The organism is Ramlibacter sp., assembly GCF_035627355.1.
In the GTDB taxonomy this organism is placed as follows: Bacteria; Pseudomonadota; Gammaproteobacteria; order Burkholderiales; family Burkholderiaceae_C; genus Ramlibacter.
On the sequence record NZ_DASPLW010000007.1, the window covers coordinates 135070 to 155581 of the forward strand.

Annotated in this window: 22 protein-coding genes; 1 reads left to right on the top strand and 21 read right to left on the bottom strand. The window is 69.2% G+C overall.

The genetic code is table 11. The features are described from left to right. Nucleotides 1-22 precede the first annotated feature (22 nt). Entirely contained in the window at nt 23-1558 is a 1536-nt protein-coding gene (gene lysS / locus VEC03_RS02080) for a lysine--tRNA ligase (protein WP_414708444.1), read from the top strand. Between the two features lie 28 nt (nt 1559-1586). Here lysS and VEC03_RS02085 read toward each other — a convergent pair whose 3' ends face one another. The 21 genes from VEC03_RS02085 to plsX form a co-directional block, all read right to left on the bottom strand. Next, nucleotides 1587-2414 carry a class I SAM-dependent methyltransferase gene (locus tag VEC03_RS02085; RefSeq protein WP_324912474.1) on the bottom strand — a complete coding sequence of 276 codons (828 nt, stop codon included), beginning with the start codon at nt 2412-2414 and terminating at the stop codon, nt 1587-1589. Nucleotides 2415-2474: 60 nt separating this feature from the next. Further along, a complete protein-coding gene (nagZ, locus tag VEC03_RS02090) occupies nt 2475-3533 on the bottom strand; it encodes a beta-N-acetylhexosaminidase (RefSeq protein ID WP_324912475.1) in 1059 nt (352 codons plus the stop codon). Further along, the gene (gene acpS / locus VEC03_RS02095) at nt 3530-3940 is read right to left on the bottom strand and encodes a holo-ACP synthase (RefSeq protein WP_324912476.1); all 411 of its coding nucleotides are present in this window, start codon (nt 3938-3940) and stop codon (nt 3530-3532) included. The genes nagZ and acpS overlap by 4 nt, the downstream gene beginning before the upstream one ends. 34 nt (nt 3941-3974) lie before the next feature. After that, complete coding sequence (locus tag VEC03_RS02100) at nt 3975-4727, bottom strand: pyridoxine 5'-phosphate synthase (RefSeq protein ID WP_324912477.1); 753 nt, start codon at nt 4725-4727, stop codon at nt 3975-3977. After that, on the bottom strand, nt 4724-5473 hold the full coding sequence (recO, locus tag VEC03_RS02105) for a DNA repair protein RecO (protein ID WP_324912478.1): 750 nt from the start codon (nt 5471-5473) through the stop codon (nt 4724-4726). The genes VEC03_RS02100 and recO overlap by 4 nt, the downstream gene beginning before the upstream one ends. Then, on the bottom strand, nt 5460-6407 hold the full coding sequence (gene era / locus VEC03_RS02110; protein ID WP_324912479.1) for a GTPase Era: 948 nt from the start codon (nt 6405-6407) through the stop codon (nt 5460-5462). Before era ends, recO begins: the two co-directional genes overlap by 14 nt. Further along, the gene (gene rnc / locus VEC03_RS02115) at nt 6404-7096 is read right to left on the bottom strand and encodes a ribonuclease III (RefSeq protein ID WP_324912480.1); all 693 of its coding nucleotides are present in this window, start codon (nt 7094-7096) and stop codon (nt 6404-6406) included. Before rnc ends, era begins: the two co-directional genes overlap by 4 nt. 7 nt (nt 7097-7103) lie before the next feature. Further along, nucleotides 7104-7457, bottom strand: coding sequence for a DUF4845 domain-containing protein (locus VEC03_RS02120; protein ID WP_324912481.1), 354 nt, complete (start codon nt 7455-7457; stop codon nt 7104-7106). Between the two features lie 29 nt (nt 7458-7486). After that, nucleotides 7487-8455, bottom strand: a complete 969-nt coding sequence (lepB, locus tag VEC03_RS02125; protein WP_324912482.1) for a signal peptidase I — start codon at nt 8453-8455, stop codon at nt 7487-7489. A gap of 66 nt (nt 8456-8521) precedes the next feature. Beyond that, complete coding sequence (gene lepA / locus VEC03_RS02130; RefSeq protein WP_324912483.1) at nt 8522-10330, bottom strand: translation elongation factor 4; 1809 nt, start codon at nt 10328-10330, stop codon at nt 8522-8524. A 510-nt stretch (nt 10331-10840) separates the two neighbouring features. Then, entirely contained in the window at nt 10841-12319 is a 1479-nt protein-coding gene (locus tag VEC03_RS02135; RefSeq protein WP_324912484.1) for a DegQ family serine endoprotease, read from the bottom strand. Nucleotides 12320-12388: 69 nt separating this feature from the next. Further along, the gene (locus VEC03_RS02140) at nt 12389-13426 is read right to left on the bottom strand and encodes a MucB/RseB C-terminal domain-containing protein (protein ID WP_324912485.1); all 1038 of its coding nucleotides are present in this window, start codon (nt 13424-13426) and stop codon (nt 12389-12391) included. A 4-nt stretch (nt 13427-13430) separates the two neighbouring features. Next, entirely contained in the window at nt 13431-14033 is a 603-nt protein-coding gene (locus VEC03_RS02145) for a sigma-E factor negative regulatory protein (RefSeq protein ID WP_324912486.1), read from the bottom strand. Nucleotides 14034-14049: 16 nt separating this feature from the next. Next, on the bottom strand, nt 14050-14685 hold the full coding sequence (gene rpoE, locus VEC03_RS02150) for an RNA polymerase sigma factor RpoE (protein ID WP_324912487.1): 636 nt from the start codon (nt 14683-14685) through the stop codon (nt 14050-14052). Then, nucleotides 14682-15116 (bottom strand): hypothetical protein, encoded by a 435-nt coding sequence (locus VEC03_RS02155; RefSeq protein ID WP_324912488.1) that lies wholly within the window; start codon nt 15114-15116, stop codon nt 14682-14684. The genes rpoE and VEC03_RS02155 overlap by 4 nt, the downstream gene beginning before the upstream one ends. 46 nt (nt 15117-15162) lie before the next feature. After that, entirely contained in the window at nt 15163-16407 is a 1245-nt protein-coding gene (fabF, locus tag VEC03_RS02160; RefSeq protein WP_324912489.1) for a beta-ketoacyl-ACP synthase II, read from the bottom strand. Nucleotides 16408-16414: 7 nt separating this feature from the next. After that, a complete protein-coding gene (acpP, locus tag VEC03_RS02165) occupies nt 16415-16654 on the bottom strand; it encodes an acyl carrier protein (protein WP_013902185.1) in 240 nt (79 codons plus the stop codon). Between the two features lie 93 nt (nt 16655-16747). Further along, on the bottom strand, nt 16748-17491 hold the full coding sequence (fabG, locus tag VEC03_RS02170) for a 3-oxoacyl-ACP reductase FabG (RefSeq protein WP_324912490.1): 744 nt from the start codon (nt 17489-17491) through the stop codon (nt 16748-16750). Then, nucleotides 17488-18438 (bottom strand): ACP S-malonyltransferase, encoded by a 951-nt coding sequence (fabD, locus tag VEC03_RS02175; protein WP_324912491.1) that lies wholly within the window; start codon nt 18436-18438, stop codon nt 17488-17490. The genes fabG and fabD overlap by 4 nt, the downstream gene beginning before the upstream one ends. Nucleotides 18439-18481: 43 nt before the next feature. Beyond that, nucleotides 18482-19459: a beta-ketoacyl-ACP synthase III gene (locus VEC03_RS02180; RefSeq protein WP_324912492.1), complete on the bottom strand. Its 978-nt coding sequence runs from the start codon at nt 19457-19459 to the stop codon at nt 18482-18484. After that, a complete protein-coding gene (gene plsX / locus VEC03_RS02185; RefSeq protein WP_324912493.1) occupies nt 19456-20505 on the bottom strand; it encodes a phosphate acyltransferase PlsX in 1050 nt (349 codons plus the stop codon). Before plsX ends, VEC03_RS02180 begins: the two co-directional genes overlap by 4 nt. Nucleotides 20506-20512: the final 7 nt, after the last annotated feature.

The window sequence follows — 20512 nt, forward strand, 5'->3', positions numbered from 1 at the left end:
GCCGCGCAGTCCCACCCCGACCATGACCCATACCCCCGGCGCCACGCCGCCCCCGCCCCAGGACGACAACCAGCTGATCGCCGAGCGCCGAGAAAAGCTGAGGGCCCTGCGCGAGGCGCAGCGCGAAGGCAAGGGCGTCGCCTTCCCCAACGACTTCAAGCCCGGCGACCACGCGGCCGACCTGCATGCGGCGCATGGCGACAAGCCGGCCGAGCAGCTCGAGGCCGAAGGCACGGTGGCCCGCGTGGCCGGCCGCATGATGCTCAAGCGGGTGATGGGCAAGGCCAGCTTCGCCACGCTGCAGGATGCCAGCGGGCGCATCCAGGTCTATGTCACGCGCGATGCGGTCGGCGAGGAGGCCTACGCCGCCTTCAAGCACTGGGACCTGGGCGACATCCTGGGCGCCGAGGGCAAGGTGTTCAAGACGCGCACCGGCGAACTGTCACTGCATGCCACCTCGATCCGCCTGCTGACCAAGAGCCTGCGGCCGATGCCGGACAAGTTCCACGGCATCGCGGACCAGGAGATGAAGTACCGGCAGCGCTACGTCGACCTGATGACCGACGAGGACGCGCGCAAGCGCTTCGTTGCCCGCAGCAAGGCGATCTCCGGCATCCGCGACTTCATGGTGCAGCACGGCTTCCTGGAAGTGGAGACGCCCATGCTCCACCCCATTCCCGGCGGCGCCAATGCGCGGCCCTTCGTGACCCACCACAACGCGCTGGACCAGCAGATGTTCCTGCGCATTGCGCCGGAGCTGTTCCTCAAGCGGCTGATCGTGGGCGGCTTCGAGCGGGTGTTCGAGATCAACCGCAACTTCCGCAACGAAGGCATCTCGGTGCGCCACAACCCCGAGTTCACGATGATGGAGTTCTATGCGGCGTACTGGAACTACCAGGACCTGATGGACTTCACCGAGGCACTCGTGCGCGACGCCGCGCAGAAGGCAACGGGCACGCTGCAGCTCGCGTACGCGGGCCGGCCGGTGGACCTGGCCGCCCCCTTCGAGCGCCTGACCATCCGCGAGGCGATCGCCAGGCACACCGATGCCGGCGCCGGCGCGGACGACCGTGAATGGCTCATCGCGGCCCTCAAGAAGCTGGGCCTGTCCGAAGAGAAGGACCGCCTGTCCGGCCGCTCGCTGGCCGGACTGCAGGTGCTGTACTTCGAGGAAGCGGTGGAGGAAAAGCTCTGGCAGCCTACCTTCATCATGGAGCACCCGACCGAGATCTCGCCGCTGGCGCGCGCCAACGACGAGCGGCCGGAGGTCACCGAGCGCTTCGAGCTGTACATCACCGGGCGCGAGATGGCCAACGGCTTCTCCGAGCTGAACGACGCCGAGGACCAGGCCGCGCGCTTCGCCGCCCAGGTCGATGCCAAGGACGCCGGCGACGACGAGGCCATGTACTTCGACCACGATTTCGTGCGCGCGCTCGAGTACGGCATGCCGCCCACCGGCGGCTGCGGCATCGGCATCGACCGGCTGATGATGCTGCTGACCGACAGCCCCAGCATTCGGGACGTGATCCTGTTCCCGGCGCTGCGGCGAGAGGGCTGACGGCGCGCGGCAGGCGACGGCCGCGCGCCTACTCCGCCGCCGGCACCGCCACGATCTTCGCGCGCACGGTGAACAGGTCCTCCATGGAGAACCGGTGGAAGCGGGCATCCAGGCGCTGCACCACCTCGGCGGGAGGCGCTTCGACGTGGGGCTGCACGGCCAAAGCGCGGAATCCCGCCTGCGCAAACAGTTCCAGGAATTCGCTGTGCCGCAATCGGTTGACGTACTGGAATTTCGAGTTGTACGGCTTCCAGGCTTCGTCCGAGAACGTCAGGAAATTGAACTGCAGCCCGGCATCCCCTCGGGCGTAGTGATCACCGTAGTCGATGAAGTTGATCGCCAGTCCCTGGGGCTTGAGGATGCGCAAGACTTCGGCGAACAGCTTCTCGAGTGCCGGACGGGGAATGTGTTCCAGCGTGTCGACGGAGTAGAAGCAGTCGACGGAACCGTCGGCCAGGCGCACCGACGCGAGTTCTGCAGGCGCGACGTACTCGATGCCGAAGTCCCGAAGGTCCTGCCAGTTCCGGAGCGACGGGGCCGGTACCCCCAGCCGGGAAGCCATGTAGCGGGCCGCATGCTCGACCAGGTCCAGCCGCGCCAGCCGGTCGATGTCGACGCAGGTGATGCGTCGGACTCCCATCAGGCGCAGCGCCACCGCGACGGCCATGTCCCGGCCGGCGCCGATCTCAACGAAATGGGAATGCCTCACGTCCATGCGCGCATCGGCATCCGAAAAGAGGCGGGTCGCAGCTGCCAGCAGTTCGTCAAGGTAGCCCGCCCGCCGGGGCCACTCGCGCGTCACATGCCTTTGCAGCAGGTAGTGGACTTGGGCCCCGAGGGGCAGCGCGGACAGCAAGCGGAAAATCCGGGCCTTCGTCTTCCAATGCATCGGGGTTCTGCCTTGCGGCCATTCAGGTCAGGGCAGCAGGCGCAGCGCCTGCATGTAGCGCGGCTGCACCATCAGCTCGTCCCAGCCCAGTGGCTGGCCAACCGGCAGCAGCGCCAGCCGGCGGTGCTCGCTCGCAGGGCGGGCGGTCCAGCGCCCCTGCACCTGCGACTCGGCCAGCCCGTCCAGCAGCTCATCCACGGCCTGCCCGTCGCCCAGTGACTGGTTGCACAGCAGCACCATGTCGCAGCCCGCTTCGAGCGCCGCCTCGGCTGCTTCGGTGTAGCTGACCAGCCGCCCATCGATACGGCGGGCCCCTTCCATGCTCAGGTCGTCGCTGAACACCGCGCCTGCGAAACCCAGCTGCTCGCGCAGAATCTCCTGCAGCCAGCGCCGCGAGAAGCCGGCCGGCAGCTTGTCGACCTTCGGGTAGATCACGTGGGCCGGCATCAGGCTGGTCAGCGACATGTTCAGCCAGCCATAGGGCGCGGCGTCGTCGGCCAGGATGGCCTTCAGGCTGCGCCGGTCGACCGGCACCTCGGTGTGAGAATCGGCCTTGACGAAGCCGTGGCCCGGGAAGTGCTTGCCGCAGTTGGCCATGCCGGCCTGCAGCAGGCCCAGCACCAGGCTTTTGGCCAGCATGGCGACCACACGCGGGTCCGAATGGAAGGCGCGGTCGCCGATCACGCCCGAGGCGCCCCAGTCGAGGTCCAGCACCGGGGTGAAGCTGAAATCGACGCCGCAGGCGCGCAGCTCCGCGCCCAGCACGTAGCCGGCCGCCGTGGCCGCGTTGGTGGCGGCCAGCGCGTCGCGCATCCACAGCTCGCCGAACGCTCGCATGGGCGGCAGGTGCGTGAAGCCGCCGTGCCGGAACCGCTGGACCCGCCCGCCCTCGTGGTCCACGCAGATCAGCGCATCGGGCCGCACGGCCTTGATGTCGGCGCACAGCTGCGTGAGCTGGCGGTGGTCCTGCCAGTTGCGCGTGAACAGGATCAGGCCGCCGGTGAGCGGGTGCTCGAGCCGGCGGCGGTCGACGGCGGTGAGTTCGGTGCCGGCGATGTCCAGGATGACGGGGGCGTGTTCGTTCATGCGGTTGCTTGTTGTTCCTGCTGTTCGACGACCACGAAGCTGGCCGCGTAGTCGCTCTCGTCGGTCACGCTCAGGTGGGCCTTCAGCCCGCGCGCCTCGAACCACTGCCTGAGCGCCCCGTGCAGCAGCAGCACCGGCTGGCCGCTGGGCAGCTTGGCGACTTCGCAGTGGCGCCAGGTCATGGGCATGCGCATGCCCAGGCCCACCGCCTTGCTGAAGGCTTCCTTGGCCGAGAAGCGGGTGGCGAGGTAGCGCACGCCCCGCTCGGGCCAGCGGGCGCTGCGCGCGTGGAAGACCTCCAGCTCGCCGTCGGCCAGGATGCGGCGAGCAAAGCGTTCGCCGTGGCGCTCGAGCGAGGCCCGGATGCGGCGCACGTCGCAGATGTCGGTGCCTATGCCGTAGATCACGCGGCACCTCCGAGGGGCACGAGGCTCATCGCGCTCAGGCGAACGCGCGGGCTATGCACGCCTGGTACTCGCGCACGGTGGCCGCGTAACCCAGCTCCAGGGCGTCGGCGATGAACGCATGGCCGATCGACACCTCCTGCACCCCCGGGACGGCCCGCAGGAAGGCGGTCAGGTTGTCGCGATTGAGGTCATGGCCGGCATTGACGCCCAGGCCGGCGGCTTGCGCGGCGCGGGCGGCCTCGGCGAAGCCGCGCAGCACGTCGTCCTGGCGCACCGTGCCCCAGGCCCGTGCGTAGCTTTCGGTGTAGAGCTCCACCCGGTCGGCGCCGACGGCGCGCGCCGCCGCCATCATCTGCGGCAGCGGGTCCATGAACAGGCTGACGCGCACGCCCAGCGCACGGGCCTCCTGCACCACCGGGCGCAGCCGGTCGGCGTCGGCGGGGAAGCTCCAGCCGTGGTCGCTGGTGAACTGGCCCTCGCTGTCGGGCACGAAGGTGCACTGGTGCGGGCGCAGGCGCCGCACGTACTCCATGAGGTTGTGGAAGGGGTTGCCTTCGATGTTGAACTCGGCGTCCGGATGGTGGCCGACCAGTTCGCTCAACCCGGTCACGTCCTCGCCTCGGATATGGCGCCCGTCCGGCCGCGGATGCACCGTGATCCCCTGCGCCCCGGCCTGGAGGCAGATCGAGGCGGCGCGGGTCACGCTGGGGATGCCCAGGTGCCGGGTGTTGCGCACCAGCGCGACCTTGTTCAGGTTGACGGACAGGGCCGTGCGGTTCGGGTTCATAGGGACTGGAGGTCCAGCATCAGCTGGCGGGTGCGCAGCGTGGCGACGCCGCAATGGTAGTGCAGCAGCCGGCGCAGCTGCGGCTTGAGTTCGGGCATGCCGGCGGCCGCGCGCAGGACGGCGGTGAAGGGCGCCGCGTCGTCCAGCGCGGCCTGCAGGACCTGCCATTGCGTGCCGGGCGTGCTGGCGCGCTCGCCCTCCGGCGCGGCGACCAGCCCGCCTTCGGGCTGCAGGCTGTAGCGGGCCTGCGGCTGCACGGGCTCCAGCGTCAGGGTCTGCAGCTGCAGCGCCGGCAGCAGGCCGGTCTCGCGCAGCAGCAGCAGCTCGAACGCGCGCAACGCCGGCTCCAGCGCCTCGCCATGCTCGGAGGCCAGCACCTGGACGGCGGCGGCGTAGGCGTCGAACAGCCGTGGATGCGGATCGTCGCGCGCCAGCAGCCGCAGCAGCAACTCGTTCAGGTAATAGCCGGACAGCAGCGCATCGCCGGTCGGCATGACCTGGCCACCCACCCATTCCGCCCCCTTGAGCGTGCGGATCTCCGCGTCGCCGCCGAACGCCAGGCGCAGCGGCTGCAGCGGCAGCAGCACCGGGCGGAAGCTGGAACTCGGGCGCTTGGCGCCCTTGGCGACCAGCGCCACGCGGCCATGGCGGCGCGTGAACACCTCCAGGATCAGGCTGGACTCGCTCCAGTCGTACCGGTGCAGGACGAACGCGGGTTCGTCGGCGGTGCGCTTACTCGTAGCCAAAGCTGCGCACCCGTGCCTCGTCGTCGGCCCAGCCGGTGCGCACCTTGACCCACAGTTCGATGAACACCTTGGCGCCCAGCAACTTCTCCAGCTCCTCCCGGGCCTCGGTGCCGATGCGCTTGAGCCGCTCGCCCTTGTCGCCGATCACCATGGCCTTGTGGCTGTCGCGCTCGACCACGATGGTGGCGGCGATGCGCACGAAGCGGCCGTGCTGCGGGCTGGGCTCCTCCTCGAACTTCTCGACCACCACGGTCGAGGTGTAGGGCAGCTCCTCCCCGGTCAGCCGGAACAGCTTCTCGCGCACCGTCTCGCCCGCCAGGAAGCGCTCGCTGCGATCGGTCAGCTCGTCCTCGCCGTACCACCACGGCTGCTGCGGCAGGTACTTGCCGCAAATGTCGAACAAGCGGGCGACGTCCTTCGGGTTCTTGGCCGACATCGGCACGAATTCGGCGAAGGGGTGCCGCTCCTGCATGTCGCGCAGCCAGGGCGCCAGCTCGCTGCGCCGATGCACCGTATCCAGCTTGTTGGCCACCAGCACGGCCGGCACCTCCGGCTTGAGCAGCGACAGCACCTTGGCATCGCCCAGCGTGAACCGCCCGGCCTCGACCACGAACAGCACCAGGTCGACGTCGCCGATGGCACCCAGCACCGTCTTGTTCAGCGAGCGGTTGAGGGCCGTGGCATGGCGGGTCTGGAAGCCCGGCGTGTCCACGAAGATGAACTGCGAGGCGCCTATGGTGCGGATGCCGGTGATCCGGTGGCGCGTGGTCTGGGCCTTGCGCGAGGTGATGCTGATCTTCTGGCCGACCAGTGCGTTGAGCAGGGTGGACTTGCCGACGTTGGGCTTGCCGACGATGGCGACCACGCCGCAGCGCTGCCCCGGGTCGTCGGTGCCGGGGGTTGCGGTCGGGGAAGGCGGCTCTTCGGGGTTCATCGGGTCCTGGATTTCAGCGCCAGCAGCATGGCGGCGGCCGCGGCCTGTTCGCCGGCACGGCGCGAGCTGCCGATCCCGCGTTCGCTGGCGCCCAACTCGGGGATCTCGCACTCCACGTCGAAGGTCTGCTTGTGGGCTGCGCCCAGCACGCCGGCGACGCGGTAGACCGGCAGCTTCATCTTGCGGGCCTGCAGCCATTCCTGCAACTCGGTCTTGGGGTCCTTGGCCGCGGCCTGCATGCCCGGGCTGATGGTCACGTCCCGGAAGAGTCGCTGCACCACGGCTTCGGCGGCGCCATAGCCGGCGTCCAGGTGCACGGCGCCGATGACCGCCTCCAGCGCATCGGCCAGGATGGAGGGCCGGCGCCGGCCGCCGGAGCGCGCCTCACCCTCGCCCAGCCGCAGCAGCTCGGGCAGGCCCAGCCCGACCGCCAGCTGGTGCAGCGTCTCCTGCTTGACCAGGTTGGCCCGCACGCGCGAGAGGTCGCCCTCGGCCAGCGAGCCCAGCTGTTCGTACAGCATGGACGAGACGGCGAGGCTGAGGACGGCGTCGCCGAGGAATTCGAGCCGCTCGTTGTGCTCGGACGAGAAACTGCGGTGCGTCAGCGCCCGCTGAAGCAACCGTGGCTGCGCGAACCGGTGCTGCAGTCGCGACTGCAGTTCGCCGAGACCCGCCGCATCGCCATCCACGCCGGTCCTACTTGGTCGTATGGGCGTACTTGAGCAGCAGGTACGCCGGGCCGAACATGTGGATTTCCTTGTTGTACGCGACCTTGAGCACGTTGCGGTCGTTGGCGCGGGTGATCACCAGGTCCTTGGAGGTCACCGACTTGATGTCGTCGACGTTCGCCGCCTTCTCGAACGCGGTGCGCACTTCGACCGGGCCGCCGGCGTTCTTGGCGTTCTCCATCGCCTTGACCACGGCCTGGAATTCGATCATGGTCGGCACGGCCTGTGCCAGCAGCACCCCGCCGCCGGCCAGCACCGCGATGACGAAGACCAGGCCAAAGAACGAAATGCCCGCCTGGCGGCGCTTGGAACTGTGCTTCATGTGTACCCCTCGCTACTCCTGCAGACTCTTTATTGGAAACCGCCGATCCGCCCGAGGTCGCCGAAGTTCATCCAGATGAAGAATGCCTTGCCGACGATGTTGCGCTCCGGCACGAAGCCCCAGTAGCGCGAATCGAGCGAATTGTCCCGGTTGTCGCCCATCATGAAGTAGTGCCCGGGCGGCACCTTGCAGACGACGCCCTCGACACTGTAGCGGCAATTCCCGCGATCCGGAAAGTCCTCCACGCCCGGCACGAACGCGGGCCGGTCCTTGTCGTTCAGCACCCGGTAGGTCTTGCCGCCCAGCGTCTCGCGGAACTGCTGCGAGTAGCGCATGGCGTCCTCCTCGAAGAAGTCGGACAGCGGCTGCGTGGGGACCGGCTGGCCGTTGATGGTCAGCCGCTTGTTCAGGTAGGCCACCTCGTCGCCCGGCACGCCGATCACGCGCTTGATGTAGTCCAGGCTCGGTTTGGGCGGGTAGCGGAACACCATCACGTCGCCGCGCGCCGGCGGCGTGCCCTCGGTGACCCGGGTGTGCAACACCGGCAGGCGCAGGCCGTAGGCGAACTTGTTCACCAGGATCAGGTCGCCGACCATCAGCGTCGGGATCATGGATCCGGACGGGATCTTGAACGGCTCGAACAGGAAGGAGCGCAGGACGAAGACCGCCAGGATCACCGGGAACAGGCCGGCGGTCCAGTCCAGCCACCAGGGCTGCATCAGCAGCTTTTGGCGGGCCTGGGCGATGTCGGGGCCGTCGACCTGGCTGATGCCCTGGGCGGCGAGCTGGGCGCGACGCTGCTCGGCCTGCTGCGCCACCGCTTCGGCGGCGCGGCGCCTGCGCGGCAGGAACAGCAGGCGTTCGGCGACCCAGTACAGGCCCGTGACGACCGTGGCCAGGAACAGCAGCAGCGCGAAGTTGCCCTCGACGATGCCGAGGTACCAGGCCAGGGCATACCCGGCGAATCCCGCGAGGACCGCGGCGGTGAGGACCGGCATGGATTCAGCCCCTCCTGCCGGCAGCCCGTGCAACCGGGGCCAGGGGGCGCTGGCGGCGCTGCGGCCTCATTCCTCGACCTGCAGGATGGCGAGGAATGCTTCCTGGGGGACTTCGACCGAGCCGATCTGCTTCATTCTCTTCTTGCCTGCCTTCTGTTTTTCGAGGAGCTTGCGCTTGCGGGTGATGTCGCCGCCGTAGCATTTTGCCAGCACGTTCTTGCGCAGCGCCTTGACGGTCTCGCGGGCGATGATGTTGGCGCCGATCGCGGCCTGGATCGCGACGTCGAACATCTGCCGGCTGATGATCTCGCGCATCTTGGCCACCACCGCGCGGCCGCGGAACTGGGCCTGGCTGCGGTGCACGATGATGGACAGCGCGTCGACCCGGTCGCCGTTGAGCAGGATGTCCACCTTCACCACGTCGGACGGCCGGTATTCCTTGAACTCGTAGTCCATGCTGGCGTAGCCGCGGCTGACCGACTTCAGCTTGTCGAAGAAGTCCAGCACGATCTCGCCCAGCGGCAGCTCGTAGGTCAGCATGACCTGGCGGCCGTGGTAGGCCATGTTGATCTGCACGCCGCGCTTCTGGTTGGCCAGCGTCATCACCGGTCCGACGTACTCCTGCGGCATGTACAGGTGCACGGTGACGATGGGCTCGCGGATCTCCTGGATCCGGCCCTGGTCCGGCATCCGGGAGGGGTTCTCGACCATGATCACCTCGCCGTCGCCCTTGACCACCTGGTAGACGACGCTGGGCGCGGTGGTGATCAGGTCCTGGTCGAACTCGCGCTCCAGCCGCTCCTGCACGATCTCCATGTGCAGCAGGCCCAGGAAGCCGCAGCGGAAGCCAAAGCCCAGCGCCTGGCTGACCTCCGGTTCGTACTGCAGCGAGGCGTCGTTAAGCTTGAGCTTCTCCAGCGCGTCGCGCAGGCTGTCGTACTGGTTGGCCTCCACCGGGTACAGGCCCGCGAACACCTGCGGCTGGATCTCCTTGAAGCCGGGCAGCGGCTCGGTGGCGCTGCCGGCGTTGTTCGGCAGCTTCTTCTCGAGCGTCACCGTGTCGCCCACCTTGGCCGCCTGCAGTTCCTTGATGCCGGCGATGATGTAGCCGACCTCGCCGGCGTTCAGCGACTCGCGCGGCTCGTTGGACGGCGTGAACACGCCCAGGCTGCCGGCCTCGTAGGCGGCACCGGTGGCCATCAGCTTGATGCGCTCGCCCTTCTTCAGGCTGCCGTCGACCACCCGCACCAGCATCACCACGCCGACATAGCTGTCGAACCAGCTGTCGACGATCATGGCGCGCAGCGGGGCATCGGGGTTGCCGCGCGGCGGCGGCACCTTGGCGACGATCGCCTCCAGGATCTCGTCGATGCCCATGCCGGTCTTGGCCGAGCAGGGGATCGCCTCGGAGGCGTCGATGCCGATCACGTCCTCGATTTCCGCCTTGGCGTTGTCCGGATCGGCCTGCGCCAGGTCCATCTTGTTCAGCACCGGCAGCACCTCGACCCCGAGGTCGAGCGCGGTGTAGCAGTTGGCGACCGTCTGCGCCTCGACGCCCTGGCTCGCATCCACCACCAGCAGCGCACCCTCGCATGCCGACAGCGAGCGGCTCACCTCGTACGAGAAGTCGACGTGGCCCGGCGTGTCGATCAGATTGAGGTTGTAGACGCGCCCGTCGCGCGCCGTGTAGCGCAGTGCAGCGGTCTGCGCCTTGATGGTTATCCCACGCTCCCTTTCGAGCGCCATCGAGTCGAGCACCTGCTCTTCCATCTCCCGGTCGGAAAGCCCTCCGCAGCGCTGGATCAGGCGGTCGGCGAGCGTCGACTTGCCGTGGTCGATGTGCGCAATGATCGAGAAATTTCTGATGTGATTCATCAACGGGAGCGCTTAAGTGCTTGATTCGCTTGGAGCGAAGGCATGAAAAAAGGGCGCGCCGCTTGGCGACGCGCCCTGAACCAACAATCTATGGCAACTGCGATGGTTGGAGCTTCATTGTAGGCATAAAGCCCCGCCCGTACAGCCCGGCCATGGCCGCAGACCCCTCGTTGCAGCCCAGCAACATGCAATTCATACACAGCTTATCAACAGGTTGGTGGGCGAGTCGGCAGGACAACTTGTGGGTGATCTGTGGATCAGCCGGGGAGCCTGGGTGGACATCCCGCATGGTGGGTTCCGGCGCGATCCATATGCAGGAAACCCGCAGGCGCACGGTCCGATTCTATCCAAATCGGATCACCGGCTCCTAACAAGTTAGCGAGCGCAAACATCAGTCTGAAACTCAACCGTCACAATTTTCTTTGGGCGGCGCGCAACAGCGCACCGGCAACCGGGAACAAAAAACCCCAAACCCGAGTGCGGGTTCGGGGTTTGCGACCCGGGGGCGGTTCAGCGCTGCGGCCGGATCAGCAGGTAGGTGGCCAGCTCGCCGCGGCGCAGCAGCACCGGAATCGGCTTGCTGCGATCGGCCTTGGCCAGTGCGGCGTCGAAGTCGCGCACGCTGCCGACTTCCGCGTTGCCGATCTGCAGGATCACGTCGCCTTCGCGGATGCCGGCCCGCGCGGCCGCTTCGGTCGCCGCTTCCACTCGCACCCCACCCTTGACGTTCAGTTCCTTCTTCTGCGCCTCCGACAGGTCGCTCACGGCCAGGCCGATCGACTGCGCCGCCGGCGACGAGGAGCCGCGCGGGCGCTCCTCGGCGCCCTGCGCGCGCTGCACCGGCTTCTCGGGCTCGAACTCGGCCACCTGCACGCTCAGTTCGCGCGAGCCACCGCGGCGGAACACAGTCATGTCGGCACGGGTCCCCGGCTTGGTGTTGCCGACCAGGCGCGGCAGGTCGGTGGCGCGTTCGATGGCCTGGCCGCTGAAGCGGGTGATGATGTCGCCGGCCTCGACGCCGGCCTTGGCCGCCGGGCCGCCCGGTTCGACGCTGCGCACCAAGGCCCCCTGCGGCTTGCCCAGGCCGATGGACTCGGCCACGTCCTTGGTCACCTGGTCGATCTGCACGCCGATGCGGCCGCGCGTCACGCGGCCGTTGGTCCGTAGCTGCTCGGCCACCCGCATCGCCTCGTCCATGGGTATCGCGAAGGAGATGCCCATGAAGCCGCCCGAGCGCGAGTAGATCTGGCTGTTGATGCCCACCACCTCGCCGCGCAGGTTGACCAGCGGCCCGCCGGAATTGCCGGGGTTGATCGCCACGTCGGTCTGGATGAAGGGCAGGTAGTCGCCGGTGTCGCGCGCCTTGGCGCTGACGATGCCGGCCGTGACCGTGTTCTCCAGCCCGAAGGGCGAGCCGATCGCCATCACCCATTCGCCGACCTTGAGCTTGCTGACGTCGCCCACCCTCACGAAGGGCAGGCCGTTGGCGTCGATCTTCACCACCGCGACGTCGGTGCGCTTGTCGGACCCGACGATGCGGGCCTTGAACTCGCGCTTGTCGGGCAGGGTGACCAGCACCTCGTCGGCGCCCTCGACCACGTGCGCATTGGTCATGACGAAGCCGTCCGCGCTCAGGATGAAGCCCGAACCCACGCCGCGCGGCTGCTCCTGGCCGGGGCCCGGGCCGCGGGGACCGCGCGGGATGTTGGGCATGGGCGTGCCGAAGAAGCGCCGGAAGAACTCCTGCATCTCCTCGTCCATCTGCCCCTGTTCCTGCGGGTTGCTGCGCACCCTCTCCATGGTGCGGATGTTGACCACGGCAGGCCCGACCTTCTCGACCAGGTCGGTGAAGTCGGGCAGCCCGGTGCGCGGCTGCGGGGCCGACTGGGCCAGCGCCGGTGCCGGCTGCACCAGCAGGGTGGCGGCCGCGAAGGCCAGCGCGCACGCCATGGCCTGGGTGCGAAGCTTCTTCCAATCGATTCGGATCATGTGTACCTCGTTACTCGACAGGTTCATCCGGGGTGCGGGCCGGCGCCGCGGCACCGGTGCGTATGCGGGCTAGCGGCGGCGCTCTATGCCCTGGGCGAAGGCCTTGAGCGTCTGCACCGGCACCTCCCCCACCGCCGTCACCCACCAGTCGTCCATGCGCCGGGTCAGGGTCTGGGTCGCGCCGCTCGCCATCAGCCCTTCGCGCTGGTGCCGTTCGCGGTCGAACGGCTCGATGAAGAGCGAGACGGCGGCCAGGCCGTCGGAGAAGATCCATTGCAGGCTGCCGTTCGCGGCGTCGCCCGTGCCCGGGCGCCGGTAGCAGTTCATGGGCTTGAAGCCCGGCACGGCTGCCTTCAGCATCCAGCCTTCGCTGGCCGCGTCGGTCTTGACCGCCTGCGCGCGCTCCACGCGCCAGCCGGCCGGCGGCTGCATCATGCGGGCGATCTTGTCGCCCCGCACCGGCACGTCGAGCTGTAGCTCGGAGAACGCCGCCTGCTCCAGCACGCGGCCCTGGTCGTCCAGGGTCTGCAGCTTCATCACCAACCCGGTGCGCTTCTCACTCCACACGCGGTAGCCGAACCGCAGGTGGTCCTTGGGGGCGAGCTGCACCACGTCGGCATCGAAGCCGGCCACCCGCTCCGCGCCGGTCCGGCGCGCGGTGTAGAAGTCGGGGATGGAGGTGTCGGACGAATGCAGCAGGTTGGGGAACAGGCCCATGGCCTCGCGCTTCTCGGCGCGCACCACCCGGGCGTCCGGCTGGAAGGTGAGGACTTCCTCGTTGCGCCGGTAGGTCGAGCGCGGCGCACCGGTGAGCACCTCCACCTTCTCGATCTGCTGGGTCGGGTGGCCGGCATGCCAGATGCGCGCACTGGAGAGCTCGCCGCCGCTGGACGAGACCACGAAGGTGCCTACGTAGCTGCGCTCGCGCGAGGCCTCCTGCATGCGCATCAGCCACTCGTTGATGCCGCGCTCGGCCGCCGGCTCCACCGCCTGCGCGGCGCCTTGCTGGGCTGCCGCGACGCCCAGGAATCCCAGCGCCCACAGCGCCCACAGCGCCAGCAGGCAGCGGCTGGCAGCGGCGCGCAGCGGCAGCAACGTCATCGACATGAGGTCAGCGCGCGGGGCTTTCGAAGGTGGCATTGCGCAGGAATCCTGCGGGCGTCTGCAGCGCCGAGGCGCCGCCCAGCTGGCGGTGCGCCGCCAGCATCTCGTCCAGCCGTGGGTCACGGATCATCACGCCGGGCTCCGAACGCGCCAGCGCCGTGCCCGGTGCCTGCTGCGGCACCGCGGCGAGCTGGGATTGGGCCCCGTTCGGCTGGAACCCGTCGGTGCCGGTCACGGACCAGCCTACGGCCGCGAATGCGGCCACCGATGCCATGCCGGCCACCACCTTCCAGCGGAAGCTGCCGTCGTTGGCCGCAGCCTGGGCCGATGAGCGGACCGGCGCGGCCAGTTCGGGACCTGGCTCGGGCTGCGGGGCCGGCTCCTGCGCCAGGCGGGCCGACAGCCGCTTCAGGAATGCCGCAGTTGGCGTGCCGCCGGCCAGGTCCGGCGAGCGCAGGGCATCGCCGATGAGGTGGTACGCGTGCCAGCTCGCGAGTGCGGCCCTGTCGGCGCAGGCCGCCTCCACCGCGCGGACGAAGTCCTCGCCCTGCAACCGGCCGTCGGCCAGCGCGGAAATCCGTTCCCTGTCGTCCATCTGTCGTTCGTCCATCGCTCTCACCTCGCCGTTACCAGCGCTTGCCCGACTGGTTTTCCAGCAGGGGCTTGACCTTGGCCGAGATCGCTTCCCGCGCGCGGAAGATGCGCGAGCGGACGGTCCCGATGGGGCAGCTCATCACCTCCGCGATCTCTTCGTAGCTCAGCCCTTCGATCTCGCGCAGCGTGACCGCCTGCCGCAGTTCCTCGGGCAGCGCCTCCATGGCCGAGTTGACCGTGGCGGCGATTTCCTTGGCGGCAAGCACCGTCTCGGGCGTTTCCGGGCTGGTTAGTTCGTTCTCCACCGAGGAAGTTTCATCCTCGTCCTCGCCGCCCCGCAGGGCACTCTCGGAGACCAGCGGGTCGCGCTTGAGGTCCGCCAGCGCCTTCTTGGCGGTGTTGACGGCGATCCGGTACAGCCACGTGTAGAACTGCGCCTCGCCGCGGAACTGGCCCAGCGCCCGGTAGGCGCGGATGAAGGTCTCCTGGGCGATGTCCTCGACCAGGTCCACGTCCCGCACCATCCGCCCGATCAGCCGCTCGATGCGCCGCTGGTACTTGATGACCAGCAGCTCGTAGGCGCGCTGGTCGCCCGCCACGGTGCGGGCCACCAGCATCTGGTCGGTGTCTTGCGGGGAGGGGGCGGGGGCAGGCGGGCTCTGGGTCATGGTCTCGCCGACGGCGGCTCGGCCCCGGGCAGCGCGTCGGCATCGGCGCGCGAATATACAGCACGCCGCATCGCAGCCCAGCGGGCAGGAAGGCGCCGGCGCTCGGCCCAGAACCAGGTGGTCGGCCCCGGGCCGCTCCATCGCAGCAGCAGCGCCGATTGCAGGTCCAGCACCGCATCCAGCTGCCCCACCCCGTCCGCGGGCTGGCCCTCGCCCGGCGACCAGGTCCACCCGCTGCCGTCCCAGGACAGCCAGCCGTCCGGCTGGCGCCACCACCAGCGTGCCGCCCAGGCCCCGGCCGACGCGCTGGCGGCCAGGCCGGCGGCGAGTCGTGCCGGCGAGGCGCCCTGCCAGGCCCAGGCCGCGCAGGCGAGCGCCCCCGCGCCCCAGACCAGCGCCACGAGCAGCCCCAGGAATGCGGAACGCCCCACCGGATAACTCACCGATGGGGCGCCGTGCATGGGAAAGCGGCGGGCGTCAGACCCGCTTGAAGACCAGCGTGCCGTTGGTGCCGCCGAAACCGAAGTTGTTCTTCATGGCAACCTCGATCTTCATGTCCCGCGCCGTGTTGGCACAGTAGTCCAGGTCGCACTCCGGATCCTGGTTGAAGATGTTGATGGTCGGCGGCGCCTTCTGGTGGTGCAGCGCCAGCACCGTGAACACCGACTCGATGCCGCCCGCCCCGCCCAGCAGGTGGCCGGTCATGGACTTGGTGGAGCTGACCACGACCTTCTTCGCGTGCTCGCCCAGGGCGGCCTTGATCGCGTTGGTCTCGTTCAGGTCGCCCAATGGCGTGGAGGTGCCGTGGGCATTGAGGTAATCGATCTCGTCGGCGTTGATGCCGGCATTGCGCAGGGCACCCACCATGGCCCGGCGCGGGCCGTCGACGTCGGGCGCCGTCATGTGGAAGGCGTCGGCCGACATGCCGAACCCGGCCAGCTCGGCGTAGATCTTCGCGCCGCGCGCCCGGGCGTGTTCGTATTCCTCGAGCACCAGCACGCCGCCGCCCTCGCCCAGCACGAAGCCGTCGCGGTCCTTGTCCCAGGGGCGGGACGCGGTCTTGGGGTCGTCGTTGCGGGTCGACAGCGCGCGCGAGGCGGCGAATCCGCCGATGCCCAGCGGCGAGACCGAGGACTCGGCGCCGCCGCAGACCATGATGTCGGCGTCGCCGCTGTCGATCATGCGGGCCGACAGGCCGATCGCGTGCAGGCCGGTGGTGCAGGCCGTCACCACGGCGATGTTCGGGCCCTTGAAGCCGTACTTGATCGAGACGTGGCCGGAGATCATGTTGATGATCGAGGCGGGCACGAAGAAGGGCGACACCCGACGCGGGCCGCGCGCTGCGAGCTCGGCATGGGTCTGCTCGATCATGGGCAGCCCGCCGATGCCGGCGCCGATGTTCACGCCGATGCGCTCGGCCAGCTCGGGCGGGAGGGCATCCCCGGTGGGCAATCCGCTGTCGGCCACTGCCTGGCAGGCCGCCGCCAGCCCGAGGTGGATGAACCGGTCCATGTGCCGGGCTTCCTTCTCGGGGATGTACTGCGTGATGTCGAAGCCCTTGACCTCGCCGGCGAAACGGCAGGCGAAGTTGGCTGCATCGAACTGCGTGATGAGGTCGATGCCGGGCCGGCCGGCCAGCAGGTTGTCCCAGGATTCGGCAACCGTGTTGCCAACGGGGCTGACGCAGCCCAGGCCGGTGACGACGACGCGGCGGCGGGTCATTTCGTGATCAGGCCTTCTGGTGGGCGTTGGCGTAGTCGATGGCGTTCTGCACGGTCGTGATCTTCTCGGCGTCCTCGTCCGGGATCTCGATGCCGAACTCGTCCTCCAGCGCCATCACCAGCTCGACCGTGTCAAGGGAGTCGGCGCCCAGGTCGGCCACGAAAGCCTTTTCGTTGGTCACCTGGGACTCCTCCACGCCGAGTTGCTCGGCGATGATCTTCTTGACACGTGCTTCGATATCGCTCATGGGTTCCCTCTGGGGGTTTGTGGATTGAATCGGGGATTCTAGCGTCCGCACCCGGCCGGCCCGGCCGTGGCGACCGGGCCGGCCTGAGGCGGATCAGGCCATGTACATGCCGCCGTTGACGTGCAATTCCTGGCCGGTGACGTAGCCGGCGGCCGGCGACGCGAGGTAGGCAACCGCATGGGCCACGTCGGCCGGCTTGCCGAGCTGGCCCAGCGGGATCTGCCCCAGCAGGGCCTTGCGCTGCTCTTCCGGCAGCGCGGCGGTCATGTCCGTCTCGATGAAGCCGGGCGCCACGCAGTTGACCGTGATGCCCCGGCTGCCGAGTTCGCGGGCCAGCGCCCGGGTCAGCCCGGCCACGCCGGCCTTGGCGGCGGCGTAGTTGGCCTGGCCGGGGTTGCCGGAGGCACCCACCACCGAGGTGATGTTGACGATGCGCCCGTGGCGCTGCTTCATCATGGTGCGCATCACCGCCCGGCTCAGGCGGAACACCGCCTTCAGGTTGGTGTCGACCACGGCGTCCCAATCCTCGTCCTTCAGCCGCATGGCGAGCATGTCGCGCGTGATGCCGGCGTTGTTGACCAGGATCTGCAGCCCGCCGTGCTGCTTGACGATGGCGTCGACCAGGGCCTCGCTCTGGGCGGCGTCGTTGACTTCCAGGCGCTCGCCCCGCCCGCCATGGGCCGCCAGGGCTTCGCTCACCTTCTGTGCGCCGGCGTCGCTGGTCGCGGTTCCGATGACCAGTGCGCCGCGCTGGGCCAGTTCCAGGGCGATGGCCGCCCCGATGCCGCGCGAGGCGCCGGTGACCAGGGCCACCTGGCCCTTCAGTTCTTCGCTCATGCCAGCAGCCCCCGGGCTTCGGCCAGGCTGGTCGGGTCGTAGACCGCACCGGCGACCAGCGCCGGATCGATGCGCTTGCACAGGCCCTGCAGCACCTTGCCGGGGCCGCATTCCAGCACCACGCCCACCCCGCGCACCTGGATGGCCTTGATGCAGTCCACCCAGCGCACCGGCCCGAACGCCTGCTCGTACAGGGCGGCCCGGATGCGGTCCGGGTCGGTCTCGACCTGGGCCTCGATGTTGTTGACGACGGGAATCGCCGGGCTGGACAGGGCGACCTGCGCCAGCCGCTCGCGCAGGCGGTCGGCCGCCGGCTTCATCAGGCTGGAGTGGAACGGTGCCGACACCGGCAGCGGCAGCGCGCGCTTGGCGCCGTTGGCCTTGAGGACCTCGCAAGCCTTGTCCACGGCTGCCTTGCTGCCGGCGATCACGGTCTGGGCCGGATCGTTGAAGTTGACCGCCTCCACGACTTCGTCGGTGTTGGTGCCGAAGCTGCGCTGGACCTCGGCGCAGCCTTCGACCACCTTCCGGGCATCCATGCCCAGCACGGCCGCCATGGCGCCGGCACCGACCGGCACCGCCTCCTGCATGGCCTGGGCGCGGAACCGCACCAGGGGCGCCGCGTCGGCCAAGCTCAGGGCGCCTGCGGCGACCAGCGCCGAATACTCGCCGAGCGAATGGCCGGCCACCACCGCGGGCGGCTCGCCGCCTTCGGCCAGCCAGGCCCGGTAGGCCGCCACGCCCGCCACCAGCATCACCGGCTGGGTGTTGGTGGTCAGCCCCAGGGCTTCCTTGGGCCCTTCCTGGATCAGCCGGCCGATGTCCTCGGACAGCGCCTCGGAGGCCTCGGCGACCACCTGCTTCACGGCCGGATGGTCGCCCCAGGCGTCGAGCATGCCCACGGCCTGTGAACCCTGGCCGGGGAACACGAATGCAAACGGTTTCATGTCGTCGTGGAGAAAACGAAAGGGTGGATGCAGGGCGGCGGACTCAGTAGTCCAGCAGCACCGCGCCCCAGGTGAAGCCGCCACCGACACCCTCCAGCATCAAGGTGTCGCCGCGGCGGACCTTGCCTTCCCGCACCGCGGCGTCCAGCGCCAGCGGGATGGAGGCGGCCGAGGTGTTGCCGTGCTGGTCGACGGTGACGACCAGCTTGTCCATCGGCAGCTTCAGCTTGCGGGCCGTGCCCTGCATGATGCGGATGTTGGCCTGGTGGGGGATCAGCCAGTCGATGTCGGCGTCGGTCTTGCCGGCCTTGGCCAGCGTGGCGCGGGCCGAGCTCTCGAGCACGCCGACCGCGAGCTTGAACACCGCCTGGCCATCCATCTTGAGCAGCGGGTCGCCCAGCACCTGCCCGCCGGCCACGGTGCCCGGCACGCACAGGATGCCCACGTGCTTGCCGTCGGCGTGCAGGTCGCTGGCCAGGATGCCGGGGGTATCGGACGCCTCCAGCACCACGGCGCCGGCGCCATCGCCGAACAGCACGCAGGTGGTGCGGTCGTTGAAGTCGAGGATGCGCGAGAACACCTCGGCGCCGATCACCAGCGCCCGGTTCGCGCTGCCGGTGCGGATCATGGCGTCGGCCACCGTCAGCGCATAGACGAAGCCGCTGCACACCGCCTGCACGTCGAACGCCGGGCAGCCGGCGATGCCGAGCTTGTTCTGCAGGATGCAGGCCGCCGAGGGGAACACCATGTCGGGCGTCGAGGTGGCCACGATGACCAGGTCGATGTCGGCCGGGCCGCAGCCCGCCGCCTCCATCGCATGCCGGGCCGCGTACACGCCGAGGTCACTGCTGGTCACGTCGGGCTCGGCGAAGTGGCGCGCCCGGATCCCGGTGCGCTCGACGATCCACTGGTCGGAGGTCTCGATGCCCCGCGCCGCAAGCTGGGCGGCGAGGTCGTCATTGGTCACGCGGCGCGGCGGGAGGTAGCTGCCGGTGCCGGCGATGCGCGAATATCGGCTCATTCGGAAGAGAGGGTCTCGACTGCTGCGGCTTCTGCCGCGGGACCGGCCAGCAGGGGCCGGGCGTGGGCAATGCGGGCCTGGACGCGGTCGAGCAGGTTGTTTCGGGCCGCATCATACGCCCGGGCCAGTGCCTGCTCGAAAGCGAATGCGTCCGCCGATCCGTGGCTCTTGAACACCAGCCCGCGCAGCCCGAGCAGCGCGGCGCCGTTGTAGCGGCGGTAGTCCACGCGCCGCTTGAAGGCGGCCAGCACGGGATAGGCGAACAGCGCCGCCGCCTTGGTCAGCGGGTTGCGCGAGAACTCCTCGCGCAGGAAGCCGCCGACCATGCTGGCCAGGCCTTCGCTGGTCTTGAGCGCCACGTTGCCGACGAAGCCGTCGCAAACGACGATGTCGGTGGTGCCCTTGAAGATGTCGTTGCCTTCCACGTTGCCGTGGAAGTTGAGGTCGCCGGCCGCGGCCGCGGACCGCAGCAGCTCGCCGGCGCGCTTGATCACCTCGCTGCCCTTGATGATCTCCTCGCCGATGTTCAGCAGGCCGACGCTGGGCTGCTCGCGGTCGTTCAGCGCAGAGACCAGGGCCGACCCCATGACGGCGAACTGCAGCAGGTGCTGCTCGGTGCAGTCGACGTTGGCGCCCAGGTCAAGAACCGTGGTGGCCCCGCCCTTGGCGTTGGGCAGCGGCGAAGCGATGGCGGGCCGGTCGATGCCGTCCACCGTCTTGAGCAGGTAGCGGGCCAGCGCCATCAGCGCGCCCGTGTTGCCCGCCGACACCGCCGCGTCGGCCTTGCCGTCCTTGACCTGCTGGATGGCCAGCCGCATGGAGGAGTCCTTCTTGCGACGCAGCGCGACCTCCACCGGGTCGTCCATGGCGACCACCTCGGAAGCGGGCACGTGTTCGGCCCGGGGATGGAAGCGCTGCAGCGCCTCGCCGCTGCCCACCAGCAGCAGCCGGGCCTCGGGGTGCGTATCCAGGAAGTGGCGACAGGCGGGCAGCGTCACCATCGTCCCGTGATCGCCCCCCATGCAATCGACGGCCAGAATCGTCATGTCCTCA

Coding starts and splice junctions, on each gene's coding strand:
- lysS (WP_414708444.1), top strand. CDS start 23: ATGACCCATACCCCCGGCGCCACGCCGCCCCCGCCCCAGGACGACAAC.
- nagZ (WP_324912475.1), bottom strand. CDS start 3,533: ATGAACGAACACGCCCCCGTCATCCTGGACATCGCCGGCACCGAACTC.
- VEC03_RS02100 (WP_324912477.1), bottom strand. CDS start 4,727: ATGAACCCGAACCGCACGGCCCTGTCCGTCAACCTGAACAAGGTCGCG.
- era (WP_324912479.1), bottom strand. CDS start 6,407: ATGAACCCCGAAGAGCCGCCTTCCCCGACCGCAACCCCCGGCACCGAC.
- VEC03_RS02120 (WP_324912481.1), bottom strand. CDS start 7,457: ATGAAGCACAGTTCCAAGCGCCGCCAGGCGGGCATTTCGTTCTTTGGC.
- lepB (WP_324912482.1), bottom strand. CDS start 8,455: ATGCCGGTCCTCACCGCCGCGGTCCTCGCGGGATTCGCCGGGTATGCC.
- lepA (WP_324912483.1), bottom strand. CDS start 10,330: ATGAATCACATCAGAAATTTCTCGATCATTGCGCACATCGACCACGGC.
- VEC03_RS02135 (WP_324912484.1), bottom strand. CDS start 12,319: ATGATCCGAATCGATTGGAAGAAGCTTCGCACCCAGGCCATGGCGTGC.
- VEC03_RS02140 (WP_324912485.1), bottom strand. CDS start 13,426: ATGTCGATGACGTTGCTGCCGCTGCGCGCCGCTGCCAGCCGCTGCCTG.
- VEC03_RS02145 (WP_324912486.1), bottom strand. CDS start 14,033: ATGGACGAACGACAGATGGACGACAGGGAACGGATTTCCGCGCTGGCC.
- rpoE (WP_324912487.1), bottom strand. CDS start 14,685: ATGACCCAGAGCCCGCCTGCCCCCGCCCCCTCCCCGCAAGACACCGAC.
- fabF (WP_324912489.1), bottom strand. CDS start 16,407: ATGACCCGCCGCCGCGTCGTCGTCACCGGCCTGGGCTGCGTCAGCCCC.
- acpP (WP_013902185.1), bottom strand. CDS start 16,654: ATGAGCGATATCGAAGCACGTGTCAAGAAGATCATCGCCGAGCAACTC.
- fabG (WP_324912490.1), bottom strand. CDS start 17,491: ATGAGCGAAGAACTGAAGGGCCAGGTGGCCCTGGTCACCGGCGCCTCG.
- fabD (WP_324912491.1), bottom strand. CDS start 18,438: ATGAAACCGTTTGCATTCGTGTTCCCCGGCCAGGGTTCACAGGCCGTG.
- VEC03_RS02180 (WP_324912492.1), bottom strand. CDS start 19,459: ATGAGCCGATATTCGCGCATCGCCGGCACCGGCAGCTACCTCCCGCCG.
- plsX (WP_324912493.1), bottom strand. CDS start 20,505: ATGACGATTCTGGCCGTCGATTGCATGGGGGGCGATCACGGGACGATG.